This is a genomic window from Mesorhizobium hawassense, from assembly GCF_003289945.1.
Lineage (GTDB): Bacteria > Pseudomonadota > Alphaproteobacteria > Rhizobiales > Rhizobiaceae > Mesorhizobium > Mesorhizobium hawassense.
In genome coordinates this window covers 1-15,374 of the sequence record NZ_QMBP01000001.1, presented here as the reverse complement: position 1 = coordinate 15,374, position 15,374 = coordinate 1, and the positions used below count along the sequence as shown (strand labels likewise).

The following is a 15,374-nucleotide window of genomic DNA, read 5'->3' as shown; positions in this document are numbered from 1 at the left end:
GTTGGCGCGGAGATACGATACTGTTCACTATCGTTTGTACGATATGATAGATTATCGTATAGGAGTCAAGCCATATGAAATCGTGGTCCCCAGACCATCCGAAAGCGAAGCTGATGGCGAGCAAGCGCGCCGATATCCTTGCTGCCGCCAAGGCTTGCTTCCTTGAAACAGGCTATGAAGGCACGACCATGGAAGGCATCGCCAAGGCGGCGAATGTATCGATTATGACACTCTACCGCCATGCGGAGAGCAAGGAGGACCTATTTTCGGCGGTGATCTCGAATGCCTGCGATCCCGACGACGAAGGGGAAAGAGCAGAATGGGAGGCTCTTCTAAAAAAGCCCCTGAGGGACGTTCTCATTTGGTCTGGAATAATGGCGCAGAGACGTTTGAGCGATCCAGATACCATTGCCCTGATGCGCACTGTGATCGCAGAAGCCACCCGCTTTCCGGGCCTGGCGGAGATGGCGCACAAGAGTCTTGTCGGACACCTGGAAGGAATGGTTGCATACTTGCTTGGGCTGAAGCAGGAGGCTAGTGGTGTCAGCAAGAAACACCGTGAGGCGCTCGCCGTTCAGTTCATTGACAGGATCCTAGGAACCCGTCTGCTCGGCATTCTCTTGGGCCTTCCCGGCCCATCGGCGAAGGAACAGCGCGAGCGAGTGGAAGCAGCCGCCAACGATATAACTGCATCACTTGCCACGCGGGAGCGTCCTACCAAAGCGTGAAACTGGCACCATCGGCTCGACCGCAACGACCGAGCCTCCTTGGGCGCAGTCCTGGCCAAGCGTTAATCTGCGCCCACTTGAAAGGCGCCTAAGTGTTCCACGATATAGCGCTCAAGGGCCGTCGCGGCATTTAGCATGTGCGCGCGCATGCGGCGGGCTGCATTGTCTCCATCCCCCTCGGCGATCGCTGCCATGACGGTGTCGTGCTCCTCGCGGGAGCGCGCCATGCGATCCCCCTGTCGCAATTGAGTCCGCCGGAAAGCATTGAGGCGCTGGCGCGTTGCGGCTGCCTGCTCCGCCATAAAGCTGTTATGGGTCGCGCGGTAGAGATGCTCATGGAATTCGCGGTTGAAGGCGTCGTAGGCGTCGACGTCGCCTCGCTCGACCATGTCGAGTGATTCTTCATGGAGATGCATCAGCCGACTACGCTCCAGCGGCGTCATGCGAAAGGTGGCCAGACGTACGCACATGGCTTCGATCTCCGCCATGGCCTCGAACATGTCCATGATCCGCTCCGCCGTCAGCCGTGTGACGACCACCCCGCGTCGAGGCCGCATCTCCACCAGCCCGCTGACCGCGAGCTGGCTCAGCGCCTCGCGCACTGGCGTGCGCGAGGCGCCGAAACGGTCCGCCAGTTCCTGCTCGTCGAGTTGCATGCCGGCCGGCAAGTCGCCCCGGGCGATCTCGTCCGTCAGCGCATTGCGGATTCGCTGTGAGAGCAGGGTACGCTCTTCGGGCTCACCTTGCGCCAGATCGACAATCACACTCGAAGTCCCCCTTAACCGCCAGCTATGGCCCGCACGATAAGATAAAGGACCGAGGGCGCCACGAGGCAACCCAGGCCCGTATGGAATGTCGCCGTCAGCGCCCCGTAAGGAACCAGCCGCCGGTCGGTTGCGGCCAGCCCGCCCGAGACCCCGCTTACGGTGCCCATCAGGCCGCCGAAAACCATGGCGCTGCGCGGATTGTCCAGTCCGATCATCTTGGCCACGATCGGTGTCCCGATCATGACCAGTACCGCCTTGAACACCCCGGTCGCAATAGAGAGCGCGATCACCGCGGAATTTGCGCCGAGGGCGGCTCCCGTCACCGGGCCGACAATGTATGTCACGGCGCCTGCACCGATCGTCGTAATGGATACAGCATCGGTGTAGCCGAAGGCAACGGCCAGAACGGATCCGACGATAAAGGGCAGGATCGTGCCAAGCGTTAGCGCCACAGCGCCGATTGCGCCGGCCTTGCGTGCCTGGCTCACATCCACCTCGAAGGCGGTGGCGACGATGGCGAAGTCGCGCAGCATTGCGCCGCCCATCAGACCGATCCCTGCGAACAGCGGGATGTCCACCACCCCTTTCTCGCCGCCCGTCCACAGACCGGCCGCGAAGGCCGCGGCGAGGCCGATGACAATCGCGATGGCCGAACCGTGAATGCGTCCGAAAAAAAGACGTTTCGAAATTGCGTTCGACAACCACATCACCAGGCCAACGATGGCGAAGGCTGCGAGCAGGCCGTTGGCGAGGAAAGCATGCGTCAGGACTTCCATTGCGCCGCTCCCTCAAACCGTCTCGCCTAAGCGTGCCAACTGGCCGCCAGCCCTTGCCTCGATCTCGTCCATGGTTTCCCCCTTCGTGCCGATGCGGCTGATGAGGGCCACGGTGCCAAAGCACACGAGCACCGCCGCGATGCCTGCAATCAGCACCAGGGGCCCGCTCCGGGCAGCGACAACAACGTTCTGCTGGGCTGCCATGGCGACGACGATCGGGATGTAGAGAGCGCCCCAGAACTCGACGCCGAATTTCACCGGCGCCGTCAGCAAGCCTCGCCGCGTCAGCCACAGGCGCATCGCAATCAGCAGGAACATTGCGATGCCGACGCCACCGACATTCGCCTTCACGCCCAAGGCCACACCCAGCAGGTCGCCGAGAAAGGCGCCCATGAGTGTACAGATAGCAAGCAATGCCACACCGGAGATCACCATGAGCGTGACTCCCGTTGCGTCCAGCCAATATGCAAGACCGTCATTTTCTCCTCCCATGCATACCGGTTCAAATATCCGGCGGATTATAAAATACACAATATTGCGTTCTCTGCAATAGTGTGCACAATGCGATGACATCTAGCCCATCGTGTATACAAAGGCGAGCGAATGCGGGATTGGAACGCGAAAGGCCGAGACAGGCAGGCAAGGCGCGAGGCGGGAGGACGCCTTGCGGCCGGCAAGTTCATCGAGCCAAGCAAGCTCGTTGCCTTTCTGGAGGCGGTCCTGAAACCCGGCGACCGTGTCTGCCTGGAAGGCGACAACCAGAAACAGGCGGATCTGCTGGCCAAGGCACTCTGCAAGGTGGATCCCTCGAAGATCCATGACCTGCACATGGTGCAATCGGGCGTGGTGCTGCCCGAACACCTCGACCTGTTCGAGGTCGGCATCGCTTGCCGGCTCGATTTCTCCTACTCTGGCCCGCAGTCGGCCCGCATCGCTCGCATGATGTTCGGTGGCCAGATCGAGCTGGGCGCCGTCCACACCTACCTAGAACTGTTCGCCCGGTACTTCATCGACCTAACGCCGCAGGTGGCGCTCATCGCGGCGGTCAGCGCAGACAGGGCCGGCAACCTCTACACCGGGCCGAACACCGAAGACACGCCGACGATCGTCGAGGCGACGAGTTTCGGCAAGGGCTTGGTCATCGCGCAGGTGGGCGAGATCGTCGACCAGTTGCCGCGTGTCGACATTCCCGCCGACCAGGTGCATTTCGTGGTGGATGCGGGACGCCCGTTCTTCGTGGAGCCTCTGTTCACGCGCGACCCGGCGGCGATCACCGAGACCCAGATCCTCACCGCCATGCTGGCCATCAAGGGCCTCTACGCTCCCTATGGTGTACGCCGCCTGAACCACGGTATCGGCTTCAACACCGCCGCGATTGAACTGTTGCTGCCGACCTTTGGCGAGCGACTGGGATTGAGGGGCAAGCTCTGCACGCATTGGGCGCTCAACCCGCATCCAACGCTCATCCCAGCCATCGAAAGCGGATGGGTCGAACAGATCCATTGCTTCGGTTCGGAAGTCGGAATGGAAGACTATGTGCGGGCCCGGCCGGACATCTTCTTCACCGGCCCGGACGGCTCGTTACGTTCGAACCGGGCCTTCTGCCAGACCGCCGGCCTCTACGCCTGCGACATGTTCATAGGATCGACGCTGCAGATCGACCTATCCGGCCATAGTTCGACGGTGACCGGCAGCCGGGTCGCCGGTTTCGGCGGCGCGCCGAACATGGGATCGGACGCGCGCGGCCGGCGCCACTCCAGCGACCCCTGGCTGCGCGCCGGGCGGGAAGCCGACCCAGAAGGCAACCCGGCACTGCGGCGGGGTCGCAAGCTCGTCGTGCAGATCGGCGAGACATTCGGCGATGGCAACGCGCCGACCTTCGTCGAACGTCTCTCGGCTCTTGATCTGGCCGACAAGCTACAGCTCGACCTCGCTCCTGTGATGGTTTACGGCGACGACGTGACCCACATCGTCACCGAAGAGGGGATCGCCAACCTGCACCTGTGCCGCGACAAGGACGAGCGCGAGCATGCGATCCGCGGTGTCGCCGGCTACACCGAAGTCGGGCGGGCTCGCGACCGCAAGATGGTGGAACGCCTGCGCGAACGCAAAGTCATCCAGTGCCCCGAGGATCTCGACATCGACCCGCTGGATGCCGACCGCAGCCTGCTTTCCGCCCATTCCATCAAGGATTTGATGCTCGCTTCTGGCGGCCTCTATCGCCCGCCAAGCCGTTTCCGAAACTGGTAGAGTTCCCGCCCATGGAAAACCTTCGCTACGAACTTGGCCCGACCGAACCTGCGCGCGGCAACCGACCCGCCGCCCTGGTCGGCGTCGTCGCTTCAGGCAATCTCGAAGTGCTGCTCGAACGCGGCGAGGCGCGCGACCGATGCATCATCGACGTGGCGACGCCTGCCCATGGTTTCGCGGATCTCTGGGCGGCGGTCACTTCGGATTTCGTTGCCCGCTCGGCTGCCGGGGGGCTGCGCATCACCATCAATGATGGCGGCGCCCGGCCGGACACGGTGGCGCTGCGGCTGGCTCAAGGCATACGGCTGATGGAGAGGCCCGAATGATCCGTCAAAGCTGGTACGAACAATCCGCCCGCGGCCGTTTGGCAAATTTGCTCGACCCTGGCAGCTTTTCCGAATTCCTGGGGCCCGAAAGGCGGGAGATGAGCCCCCACCTTGCCCTCTTCGATCTGCCCAGACAGTTCGACGACGGCATCATCATCGGCACCGGCAGCATTGAGGGACACAAGGTGCTGTGCGCTGCCCAGGAAGGGCGGTTCATGGGCGGCGCCATTGGCGAAATACATGGCGCCAAGTTGACGGGCCTCTTGCATGCGGCGTGCCGATTGCAGCGCGATGTCGTCATTGCCTTCGACACAGGCGGCGTGCGCCTGCAGGAAGCCAATGCCGGCGAGCTGGCTATCTCGGAAATGATCCGCGCGCTTCTGGAGGCGCGGGCCGAGGGCGTGCGCGTTGTCGGGCTCCTCGGTGGGCGGGCGGGCTGCTACGGCGGCGGCAGTCTCATTGCCGGCTGTTGTTCCGCCCTCGTCATATCCGAACAGGGACGCCTCTCCGTCTCCGGGCCGGAAGTCATCGAGACCAACAAGGGCGTGGAGGAATTCGACTCGCGTGATCGGGCCTTGGTCTGGCGCACCATGGGCGGCAAGCATCGGTATCTGATCGGCGCTGCCGATATTTTCGTCGACGACGATGTCGCTGCTTTTCGGCTCGCGGCTATCGAGGCCTTGAGGGTCCCAGCCGTCCTGGACCAGTCGGTGCTCGCTGGCGAACAGGCACGGCTCGAACTGCGGCTTCGGCGCTTTGGCGATGCCGCCGACGGCATCGACGTGTGGGCAAAGCTTGGCGTCGCCCGCCCTGCCGAACTGCCCGAGCTCGACATCGACGCGTTCCATGCCACTGCCAACGCCTGCCGGGAGGGCGCCGATGCAGCTCGCTGAAATTCTGTCCTCGCTCTTTCCAGCCGGCCACGAGATACGCGAGAGCGGCGGCCTCGTCACCGGAACCGGGCGGCTCGACCCGAACAACCGAATCGACGTCGTCGGCATCTGCGGCAAAACATATCCCGGGGTCGATGAGGCAGTGGCGCTTGCCGGCCATATCCTCAAGGTCGCGGCGCGCCCCGATCGAGCGCCGCTGCTCTTGCTTGTCGATTCCGGTAGTCAGCGGATGAGCCGACGCGATGAACTGTTGGGGCTCAGCGAAACACTGGCTCACCTTGCCAAGGCGCTGTGGCACGCCGACCGGGCGGGACATCGCACCGTCGGTCTGCTCTATGGCGGCAGCGCCGCCGGCGCTTTCATCGCGACCGCCCTTGCCTGCGGATCGCTCGTGGCGCTCCCTTCTGCCTGGCCGGAAGTAATGGACCTGCCGTCCATGGCCCGGATTACCAAACTGCCGATCGACCTCCTCAAGGAAAAGGCGGCAACCACGCCGGTGTTCGCGCCAGGCTTGGACAATCTGTTCGCGACCGGCGCAATCGTCGAGATCTGGGATCCGCGTGAACCCCTGAGCGGACAGCTCGCAGCTCTACTCGCCCGACCGGCTTCCGACGATCCGAGGGCGCAACTTGGCGCCCAACGAGGCGGACGTTTGAAAGCAGCTGCAATCGCAGCGGAAGTCGAACGTCTGTCCCTCGCCCATGGTTGAGGTCGCGGTGCTGCGCCGCCACGATCTGGTCTATATCAAGCCCGGCGCCTGGCCCGGGCTGCTGGCCGGCCACGACCTGGGTGACCTCCATCAGGAACTGGCTTGCTGGGCGGCGCTGGAGCGGCCGACCGTGTTGCGCGGGCGCATTGGCGGCGATCCCGGCGATAGCGTGCCGCTGGGCCTGCCCTTGCCGCCCGGGATGGATCGCAAACGGCTGGCATTCGCCTGCTCTCCTGGCGGCGTGGCACGGATCGCTTCGCCGGTTCTCCTGAGCGAAGCCCTGCCGACGGCGCCGGACAGATGGCGGGCGGCTATCGATGCACTGCTGGCCGAAGGCATCTCCTGGCGCTGCTTCGGCAGTCTCGCCTGGCAGCATCTGACCGGCCTGCCCTATTTGACGGACGCCTCCGATCTCGACCTGCTCATCCATTGCAGCACCGAAGCGCAGGCAGAACTGGCAACGAGAGCGCTGAGCATCGTCGCCGCGCGTGCACCGATGGAGATCGATGCCGAGCTGATCTCTTCCACGGGAGTTGCGGTGCAATGGCGCGAGTGGACCTCGGGAGCCACCGAACTCCTGGTGAAGTCGCTCGCAGGGCCAGCCATGACAGCCCGCGAGGCTTTGTTTCCATGAGCCTTGCCACGCGCATACAAGCCGACCGCCCGACCATAGGCGAGAGCGATCCCGAGCAGATCGGCAAACACGCCCGCCAGGCCCTGATCCTGGAATTGGAAACCTGGCCGAAGCCCGGCCTCGTCAGTCACGTCGACAGCGGCGCCCATCTCGACATGGACGCAGAGCTTTTGCGGCGCAGCGCCAGAACACTTGAGCCGTTCTTCGTTGAGCTTGCCAAAGCAGGCGCCACGGATGCCGGCATGGATCGCCTGCGCGAGATCGGCGTGGAGGCGGAATGCGCGATGCGCAGCGCCACCGGTGGCGTCAACACCCATCGCGGAGCCATCTTCGGCCTCGGCCTGCTTTCCGCAGCCGCCGGTCTTGCCGCTGCATGTGATTGGCGCTTGTCGCTCGGCACGCTGGTCGCGGCACGCTGGGGATCCGAAATTCTGGCGACGCCGCCCGAGCGCGACAGCCATGGCAGCGCCGTGGCGCGGCGCTACCGCGTTGGCGGTGCACGCGCCGAGGCGGCCGGCGGCTTCGGATCCGTCTACGCGGTGGCCCGTCCGGCCCTGGTCGAGGGGCGCCGCCTGGCCGACGATGACGAGGAAGCGGCGCGGGTCCAAGTCTGCATGGCTCTCATCGCGCAAGTTGGCGACAGCAACCTGCTTTATCGAGGCGGCAAGGACGGACTGCGCTTTGCTCAAGAAGAGGCCCGCGCCTTCCTGGCCGATGGTGGGGTCGGGCGGCGAAATTGGCGTTGGGACGCCAAGGCCATGCATGGTCAGTTCGTCGCCCGCAATCTAAGCCCGGGCGGCTGTGCCGACCTGCTCGCTATGGCACTGTTCACCGAGGCGCTCGAGCCATGAGCCTTGCCCTGCTCTGTTCGGGTCAAGGGCACCAGAACCGCGAGATGTTCGATCTCGTGACGGTGCTTCCGCAGGCGCGGCCTATTCTCGATAGCGCGAGCATCGCCCTTGGCGCCGATCCGGCAGATTTCTGCCGAACCGCGCCAGAACCCGCTCTTCATGCAAACCGGGAAGGTCAAATTCTGTGCGTCACTCGCGCCCTTGCCATCGCGGCGGCGCTTTTTCCGACCGGCGCGCCACCTGAAACCTTTGTGGCCGGTTACAGTGTCGGGGAAGTCGCGGCCTGTGGCCTGGCTTCGATCTGGTCGACGAACGAGACCCTGATGATTACCGAGCGGCGGGCACGCGCGATGGACGCGGCCAGCGGGTCGAATGACCAGCTTTGCTATCTGCGGGGCTTGTCGAGGCCGGCGGTAGAACGTCTCGCCGGGCGTTTCGATTGCGCGCTCGCAATCGTGAACCCCGGCCTCTTGTTCATCGTCGGCGGACTTCGATCGTCGATCGATGCGTTTTGCGCGGCTGCTCTGGAGGATGGCGCGGCGAAAGCCGCTCCGATGCCGATATACGTTGCTTCCCACACGCCGCGCCTGGCTGCCGCGGTGGCCCCCTTCCTCGACGCCCTCGCCGCGGTTGCGCCGAAGCCTCCCAGCCTGCGTCTCGTCAGCGCCACCGGCCCTGCCCTGGTGACGAACCCCTCAATTGTGCTCAACGGCCTGGCAAGGCAACTGACGGATACCATCGATTGGGCAGCGGTGCTGGAGATATTAGCCGAGCGCGGCGTGACCCAAATCCTCGAATTCGGCCCCGGCCATGCCTTGGCCGAGATGGCTGCGGCGACGCTGCCTTGGGCGAAGGTGCGGGCTGTGGATGATTTCCGCAGCATCGAAGGCATCAGGCAGTGGCTCGGCACACAGTGAAGATACGTGGTAGGCAGACAACTCCGGGCGCGCCGACTGATATCAATGAAGAACATCGAAGGCAAAGCTTGTCGGCGAGGACGGTTCAGTTGGCAGCCTCACCTCGATTCAGCTGTTCGTTCCACTCCGACCTGCAAGTCCCCAACGGAGTTGCGCAATGGTCAGGTGCTAGACAACAGCTTGCACTGGATGCTGGGGGGCGTCGCGCCGCCGGAGCTGGCTGCAGCGCGCGCCGCGGAAAGCCTGGAAGATGCCAATCAACGTGAGCGTATCTGGTACGTGGCGTGCACACGGGCACGGGATCTCCTTATCCTCCCCCACATCCCTCAGGCGTCCAAAGATTCCTGGTTCAGCTCGATAGACCTGCGTCAGCTGGACATTCCTGAGCTGGACCTTACGTCCTTTGCGCGGCGCCAAATGCCGGCACCGGCGCCTCTGTCCAACGAGCAGTCTTCCGACATTTTTGCCGCCGAGCAGCGGTGCGTCGAGGAAAGCGCGCTCCCGATCGTGTGGCGCCGGCCCAGCGAACACGATGCCGATCGACTCGGCGACCCTCTCGAGGACGTCGTAACTTCGGAGAGCCACATTGAGCATTTCGAGGTGGTTGGGGAGCATGAGGATTTGTGGGGCGGAATGCAACGGAGTATGCGTCGTCATTGAACTTCGACGGGGCAGCGGGTGTGAAGAGTGTAAAACGGGCAGCAAGGAAAGCGGTCGGAGAGGCGGCGGCCGCGAGGGAGGATGAGATTTTCATCCTGCAGTTCCGCATCTTTGAAGGACGTGTACCCGATGGTGTGGCGTCGGGTAGCCCCGCGAGCTACTACCGTCATTGCTGGATTCGGCCCCACGTCGGGCCGAGACGGGTTTGCGAGACCTCAATCAAAAGATGGCTCTCGGCAACGACCAAGTAAGTGCCACCCAACATCACACCCAAGCCGTCGCGGGGAAGCGATAGCCAAGAATGGACATAGAAGGTCATACCCGGCTCCAGTATGCCGGTCGAAAATCTATCGAGCTGGAGGGAACTCAACCAAATCGGGGGATAGGCAATACCAATGCCGACCCCAAAACGCATCTGCGCAGCATCGCCCAACCCAGCACGGTCGATCGGTTTACGCGAACCATTATCGATGTCAGCGACATGCGCGCCAGAGCGGCATTCTTCCAGGCCAGCCAATAGCGATTCACGGGCCACATCATACAATTTGCGCGCGCCCTCACCCGGTTCGCCAGCCGGTCGTTGCCACCGATGGGTCACGCGAGGCTGAATACGCCGGAGAAGACCGGCAGCTCATAGCGGGCGATAATATCGTTGAAGCGAACATGAGCATCTATCAGTTCTTCGAGATCGTACCAGAACGGAATGTTCATTTGCGTCACCACGAATGGTGTCAACACCGTCGGGGCAGGTACCGCACCGATCTTCGCCAATGCTTCCAATCCGTTAATCGTGTTATCTGCAGCCTCAATTCCAGCTAGAAGACAGCTTCCCACCCTGAACTGACCAAACACGTGAATCGCGTCGGCAAAAATCGCCATGTATTCGTCAAACGTGTATTCGCCCTTGAAGCCACGAATATATTTTTTTCGCAATCCGGGATCGACGATTTCGATCCCGGTATTAAATCGCGAAACGCCAGCATCTTTCAGAATTGAAAAGTACTCTATTCGCCTATCCTGGTTATTCCGGACGCTTGGCGGGACTACCTGGGATACGTAAATGCCCTTTGTGTAGCCGGCCTCCCTTAGGTGACGAGAGATTGTAGCGTGCCGATCCAATTCTGTCTTCTCATCTTTGATGCTTCCAGTGGTTAACCAAACGATATCAAATTTGTCATTAAACGTGTGGCCATGTTTGTCGACATAGTTTAGACACTCTTGGAAGTTGGCCTTGTAATTCGTAGCGCCTCCCCCCTGGACCGCCAGCACTTCCCATTCATTTTCCTTGAAACAGAAATCGCACGAATAGCAGCAGTAAACATGATAATCGAACACGAAGCTTCGGGCACCATTCACGCGCATCATGCCGAAATTATACATGCCCGTCGGCGAGCGTTCTGGGTCGATACACTGTCGACAGCGGACTTGTTCGATCTCGTTGTTTATTGATGCAGTGATGACCTCTCCGTCGAACATAAACGGTGAGTTCTGGTTGATACGTACTGTGATCTTTTTGACAAACTCAGGACCTAGTATTTCGATTTCGAGCCTCGGTATGACCTGCCCAAGAATCGGAAATCGCACTCCGGTCGTGAGAAGCTGAATTCCGTCTCTTAGTGCGCCAAGTCTTAAGACTTCCTCGATACGCACTTCATGCCTATTCTCGAGAGCAAAGTCGACTTTTGCGGCTCTTTTTTTCGGGTCACCCATGGTCACACTCCACCTATTAGAAGGAATTGGACGAAACGCCAAGCGTTCTCGCTGGATACATTATTTTTAGTGCTAGACTATTCTGATATCAGTTCGGCGCCTCCCGTTTTCCGTTGGTGCTTCAGAAGCATTTGGTATTCACTGGCGTATGCAGAAGTGCAGGGATCGGCAATTAATTGCCCGCTGGAGCCCAGGTTTCCTTTATCCAGCCTGCTGGAAATCAGAAGGCGTTGCAGCCATCGATCTCTACCATCGTAACTGGGTTGATAAGGACTTCGGCAATGGACAACATGTGAGTTGTCCATTGTCAGCAGGTCCCCAGCATTCAGGCGCACTTCTGTTGCAGCTTCGGTAATAGCCGTTCGCAGCATATTCAGTACATGTTTCGCTTCCTCGGCAAGAGCTGAAAGATAGTCGACGTATTCGTAAACCACGCGACCGTCGCCCTCGCGCACGATCGGACGTGGCATCGTATAACCGCACGAACCCTAATCACACTAAGCAATCGATGTGCCACGGAAAACGTTTCTGCGTGCGTTCTATGCAGAGGAGGCAAAGGCCATGTGTTTAGGCCATACCGGTCGAATATCTATGCTTCGTGTCTAGTTCCGGACATAACCGTCTACGACCCGACATGGCTGAATACGCACAATCCGGAGGTCGAACGGCGACATCCGCTGCAGGCACTGACGAGCCAACGCATCTTGCGACACATATGTGTCCACAAACTGGGGGAAGTTGCTGGCCAAGAGATTTCAGGTGGCGCACGCGGTAGTATGTAGCCAAGGCGTCAAGCGGGTCACCGTCAACACGACCGTGAAGCCGAAGGTCATCAGCTTTCCGAACGAACGCCAAGCTTTCGCAAGCCGCGATCCGGGGTGAATCGGCAATCCTGCCAAAAGCGCCGCGAATGATGGCAGGCCGTTACGCTCCTTCGAAGCCTTATTCGCGGTAAGCGCTGGGAAAGACCGTGTCCTGATCGACGAGGACGTTGAAGATATAGCCGGGGCGAATCTCCAGTGTGGCGTCACGACACGAAAGTGGTGAATCCGTCCGACATTTGAGAACATATGGTGATCAGGCGGCGAGCATGGACGTTTCGCGCCGAAGCGGCCTGAGGTCGAGGCTGTCAGTCGGGGTCCAGATGTAGTCGCCGGTGAGGCTGATATGCTGCCATCCGAGCGGTGTGATGTGCTTGATCACGTCTGCCGGCGTCGCAATGCCTTCGCGATTGAGCTCGGCGAAAGTCGGTTCGAGATAGAGCGTATTCCAGTAGACAATGGCGTTGATGAGCAGGTTCAGCCCGGACGCCCTGTAGAACTGGCTCTCGAAGGTTCTGTCCCGCAGCTCTCCGAGACGATTGAAGAACAGCGCCCGGGCCAGTGTGTTCTGGGCCTCGCTCTTGTTGAGGCCGGCGGTGGCGTTCCTGCGCATTTCAGGGTTCTGCCACCATTGCGGCAGGAAGATGGATCGATTGATGCGTCCGATGTCCGCAGCGCGAGCGCCAGTCCGTTTTGGCGCGGGAATGCGGACAGTTTCGCCAGCAAGGTCGAAGGCCGCACTTGGCCGGAACGGATCGTCGTGACAAGACGCAGGATGTCATTCCAGTTTGCCCTGATCCGATCGACGTTGATGGGTTCGCCGACGAGCGGGGCGAGGTTTTGGGGAGGCGCGTCGCCCGGGAAGAGATAGAGTCGGCGATCCTTGAGGCCGCGCAACCGGGGCACGAGTTGGAAACCGACAAGATGGCAAAGAGCGAAACTCATGTCGCTGACGCCGCCGGTATCGACATAGTGGGTTTCGATGGTGAGATCGCTGCCGTGATAGAGCAGACCGTCGAGAACGTAGATGGCCTCGCTTGCGTTGGCGTTCATGGCGATGATGTGGACGCACCATACTTGTCGGAGGTGAAGCGATAAAACTTGGCGCCGGGGTTAGGGCCATAGCGGGCGTTGAGGTCGCCGATCGCCTCGGCCTGCCCTCCTGCCGGAAAATACTGCCCGTCCGAGAATGAGGTGGTTCCGTCGCCCCACAATTTTGCGAGAGGCAATTGCCTCTGGGCATTGACAAGGATGGCGTGCGCGCCGGCGTAACCCTCTTCACGGATATGCCGGTCGTGCGCCCAGGCGAGCTGGCGCATCGTCAGTCCGGGGGAAACGTCCGCCATTCTGGTGAGACCGAGATTGATGCCGTCCGCCAGAACGGCAGTAAGCAGGGCAAGCTTGTTGTCGGCCGTGCGCCCGGTGCGCAGATGGGTGAAGGCGTTGGAAAATCCCGTGCGGGCGTCCACCTCAAGCAGCAAGTCGGTGATGCGGATCGCAGGCAAGCGGTTTTCCAACCTTGGTTTCAGCGCCTTTGCGATATCCGGCAACATGGCCTTGTGTGGCGTGACGCTGAAACCTGCGCCGGCCAATTCGACATCGTCGAGTTCACCGGCTTTCGCCAGACGAGAAAGCTCGCTCAGCCCGTCGTTCAAGGTCTGGCGCTGTTGCTTCAGATAGGTTTCCACATTGGTGTCAACCGCGATCGGAAGCGGACCTTCTTCGCGCATCAACTCGAATGTCGGCGCGGGAATGAGGAAGCTCTCGAAGGACTGGAAGCGCTTCGCGCCCGCCACCCAGACATCGCCGGCGTCGAGGCGGCGTTTCAATTCGCTGAACAGGCAGAGTTCATAGGCCCTGCGATCGATCTTGCCATCCTGCAGGATGAGCGGCATCCAGCCTTTCGGTGCAAAGGATATGGGTGCTCTGTCGGGTATCGCTTTTTTCCCTTTGCGGTACAGATCGGCGACCATGGATAGCGCGCGCAGGAGATTCGCCGCCACGGCGTGGCCACGAAACACGAACGTCGAGAGGAATTCCGGCGCCATTTTCCGGATCGTCGGATAGCGCTGGAGCATTTCGATCTTTCCATCGATGCTGTCCGGGGCAATCAGCGTGTCGACCGCCTGAACGCTGGTCGCGAAGGTCGGCCATTGAATGACCCGTTCGAGCGACTTGCCGATATCCTCGCCCTTCTGCCTAGCCTCGATGATCGCGTGGCAAACTTTCGAAACGTCCTTCAGCGGCTTCTGAATTTCCCAGACGGAACTGGTGATGCGGGCGGTCGCCTGGTGGTCGGCTCGCCGCGTCAAGGCACCAATCAGCTTCTTGAACACGTCGATCGCGCGGTCGGTCAAATGGCGAGATAGGTGCAAAGCCGTCGCAGCCAGCACGGCGTGCCGGCGGTCAGGGTTGAGGTCGCGCAAATGCTGCGCGCTCATCCGCATCCCTTCCGCGGCGAGTTCGTCAAAAACCTTGGCCGGAATGCGCTCCATCAGTTGCATCGGCAGGTTCAGTGACCGGAGAAACTGGACGCGTTCGGCGATCCTGTCGAGATTGATGGCGGTAGGCGACAATGCCGGTGTTCTCGCCCACGCAAGGATGGTCACATTCGTGCCCACACGTGGGTCGAGAAGTTTGTCGAGGTCACGCTTCTGGCCTTCCGAAAGCCCGCCACAAATCACACCTTATGGCTTCGATCGGCTATGCAAGGGTCTCCACAGGGGATCAGGACACGGCCCTGCAACTCGACGCCCTGCGAAAAGCAGGCTGCGAGAAACTGTTCGAAGACAGGGCTTCAGGCGTCAGAACCGATCGACCCGGTCTGGCGGAAGCCATTCGCTATGTACGGGAAGGTGACACGCTCACGGTCTGGAAGCTCGACCGTCTCGGCCGATCGATGAAGCACCTCATCGATATCATCACCGAGTTGGAGGCCAAAGGTGCCGGTTTTCGATCGATCACCGAAAACATCGACACCACGACATCCGGCGGCCGTCTGGTCTTTCATTTGTTTGGGGCCCTGGCGCAGTTCGAGTGCGCGGCGACAACTACGGTGGCCGGTTCAGCGACAACTATGATGGCCGGTGGGGTCGCCCGTCGGGCCCGGTCGCAGGGAGGGGCGGAGCCCCGACCGGAGAGCGGGTCTGACGGGCGGGCGCGACAGAAGCCCCTTGCGAGGGGATCTGATCGGGGCGCGTGGAGTGGTGGTATCTGAACACCTATCGAACATAGCAGCGATAGGTACCGATGCCTGGCCTCCACATCACCGATCAACAGGTACATCGTTACATGTCTCAGCGTCGTCACCATCCCCAGGCCGTTGCGGCCGC

The 15,374-nt window shown here is 61.2% G+C and carries 16 protein-coding genes and 1 pseudogene; 10 read left to right on the top strand and 7 right to left on the bottom strand.

All coding sequences use genetic code 11. The features are described 5' to 3' along the window. Positions 1 to 74: 74 nt before the first annotated feature. The gene (locus tag DPM33_RS00085; RefSeq protein WP_112094898.1) at positions 75 to 728 is read left to right on the top strand and encodes a TetR/AcrR family transcriptional regulator; all 654 of its coding nucleotides are present in this window, start codon (positions 75 to 77) and stop codon (positions 726 to 728) included. A gap of 62 nt (positions 729 to 790) precedes the next feature. Here DPM33_RS00085 and DPM33_RS00080 read toward each other — a convergent pair whose 3' ends face one another. From DPM33_RS00080 to madL, 3 genes are read right to left on the bottom strand one after another with little or no spacing between them, the layout of a single operon-like run. Next, positions 791 to 1,492: a GntR family transcriptional regulator gene (locus DPM33_RS00080; protein ID WP_112094897.1), complete on the bottom strand. Its 702-nt coding sequence runs from the start codon at positions 1,490 to 1,492 to the stop codon at positions 791 to 793. Positions 1,493 to 1,506: 14 nt separating this feature from the next. Beyond that, a complete protein-coding gene (gene madM / locus DPM33_RS00075) occupies positions 1,507 to 2,271 on the bottom strand; it encodes a malonate transporter subunit MadM (RefSeq protein WP_112094896.1) in 765 nt (254 codons plus the stop codon). A 12-nt stretch (positions 2,272 to 2,283) separates the two neighbouring features. Then, positions 2,284 to 2,706 carry a malonate transporter subunit MadL gene (gene madL, locus DPM33_RS00070; RefSeq protein ID WP_112095807.1) on the bottom strand — a complete coding sequence of 141 codons (423 nt, stop codon included), beginning with the start codon at positions 2,704 to 2,706 and terminating at the stop codon, positions 2,284 to 2,286. 168 nt (positions 2,707 to 2,874) lie between these two features. Here madL and mdcA point away from each other — a divergent pair, with 168 nt between their 5' ends. From mdcA to DPM33_RS00030, 8 genes are read left to right on the top strand one after another with little or no spacing between them, the layout of a single operon-like run. Next, entirely contained in the window at positions 2,875 to 4,521 is a 1,647-nt protein-coding gene (gene mdcA, locus DPM33_RS00065) for a malonate decarboxylase subunit alpha (protein WP_112094895.1), read from the top strand. Positions 4,522 to 4,532: 11 nt separating this feature from the next. Next, complete coding sequence (gene mdcC / locus DPM33_RS00060; RefSeq protein ID WP_112094894.1) at positions 4,533 to 4,847, top strand: malonate decarboxylase acyl carrier protein; 315 nt, start codon at positions 4,533 to 4,535, stop codon at positions 4,845 to 4,847. Beyond that, the gene (locus tag DPM33_RS00055) at positions 4,844 to 5,740 is read left to right on the top strand and encodes a biotin-independent malonate decarboxylase subunit beta (protein WP_112094893.1); all 897 of its coding nucleotides are present in this window, start codon (positions 4,844 to 4,846) and stop codon (positions 5,738 to 5,740) included. The genes mdcC and DPM33_RS00055 overlap by 4 nt, the downstream gene beginning before the upstream one ends. Then, complete coding sequence (locus DPM33_RS00050; RefSeq protein ID WP_112094892.1) at positions 5,727 to 6,449, top strand: biotin-independent malonate decarboxylase subunit gamma; 723 nt, start codon at positions 5,727 to 5,729, stop codon at positions 6,447 to 6,449. The genes DPM33_RS00055 and DPM33_RS00050 overlap by 14 nt, the downstream gene beginning before the upstream one ends. Beyond that, positions 6,442 to 7,083: a malonate decarboxylase holo-[acyl-carrier-protein] synthase gene (gene mdcG / locus DPM33_RS00045; RefSeq protein ID WP_112094891.1), complete on the top strand. Its 642-nt coding sequence runs from the start codon at positions 6,442 to 6,444 to the stop codon at positions 7,081 to 7,083. The genes DPM33_RS00050 and mdcG overlap by 8 nt, the downstream gene beginning before the upstream one ends. Next, positions 7,080 to 7,934, top strand: coding sequence for a triphosphoribosyl-dephospho-CoA synthase MdcB (gene mdcB, locus DPM33_RS00040; protein WP_112094890.1), 855 nt, complete (start codon positions 7,080 to 7,082; stop codon positions 7,932 to 7,934). The genes mdcG and mdcB overlap by 4 nt, the downstream gene beginning before the upstream one ends. After that, positions 7,931 to 8,851 (top strand): ACP S-malonyltransferase, encoded by a 921-nt coding sequence (locus DPM33_RS00035; RefSeq protein WP_112094889.1) that lies wholly within the window; start codon positions 7,931 to 7,933, stop codon positions 8,849 to 8,851. The genes mdcB and DPM33_RS00035 overlap by 4 nt, the downstream gene beginning before the upstream one ends. 45 nt (positions 8,852 to 8,896) lie before the next feature. Further along, positions 8,897 to 9,511 carry a hypothetical protein gene (locus DPM33_RS00030; protein ID WP_146770175.1) on the top strand — a complete coding sequence of 205 codons (615 nt, stop codon included), beginning with the start codon at positions 8,897 to 8,899 and terminating at the stop codon, positions 9,509 to 9,511. 166 nt (positions 9,512 to 9,677) lie between these two features. Here DPM33_RS00030 and DPM33_RS00025 read toward each other — a convergent pair whose 3' ends face one another. The 4 genes and pseudogenes from DPM33_RS00025 to DPM33_RS36735 form a co-directional block, all read right to left on the bottom strand. Further along, on the bottom strand, positions 9,678 to 10,109 hold the full coding sequence (locus tag DPM33_RS00025; protein ID WP_281004748.1) for a M24 family metallopeptidase: 432 nt from the start codon (positions 10,107 to 10,109) through the stop codon (positions 9,678 to 9,680). Beyond that, entirely contained in the window at positions 10,106 to 11,221 is a 1,116-nt protein-coding gene (locus tag DPM33_RS00020; protein ID WP_112094886.1) for a hypothetical protein, read from the bottom strand. Before DPM33_RS00020 ends, DPM33_RS00025 begins: the two co-directional genes overlap by 4 nt. A 77-nt stretch (positions 11,222 to 11,298) precedes the next feature. After that, positions 11,299 to 11,691 carry a TauD/TfdA family dioxygenase gene (locus tag DPM33_RS00015; protein ID WP_112094885.1) on the bottom strand — a complete coding sequence of 131 codons (393 nt, stop codon included), beginning with the start codon at positions 11,689 to 11,691 and terminating at the stop codon, positions 11,299 to 11,301. A 607-nt stretch (positions 11,692 to 12,298) separates the two neighbouring features. After that, a pseudogene (locus DPM33_RS36735) lies at positions 12,299 to 13,595 on the bottom strand (Tn3 family transposase). 1,136 nt (positions 13,596 to 14,731) lie between these two features. Between DPM33_RS36735 and DPM33_RS00005 the strand changes: the two are divergent. Further along, on the top strand, positions 14,732 to 15,259 hold the full coding sequence (locus tag DPM33_RS00005; RefSeq protein ID WP_112094884.1) for a recombinase family protein: 528 nt from the start codon (positions 14,732 to 14,734) through the stop codon (positions 15,257 to 15,259). The last annotated feature ends 115 nt before the right edge of the window (positions 15,260 to 15,374 follow it).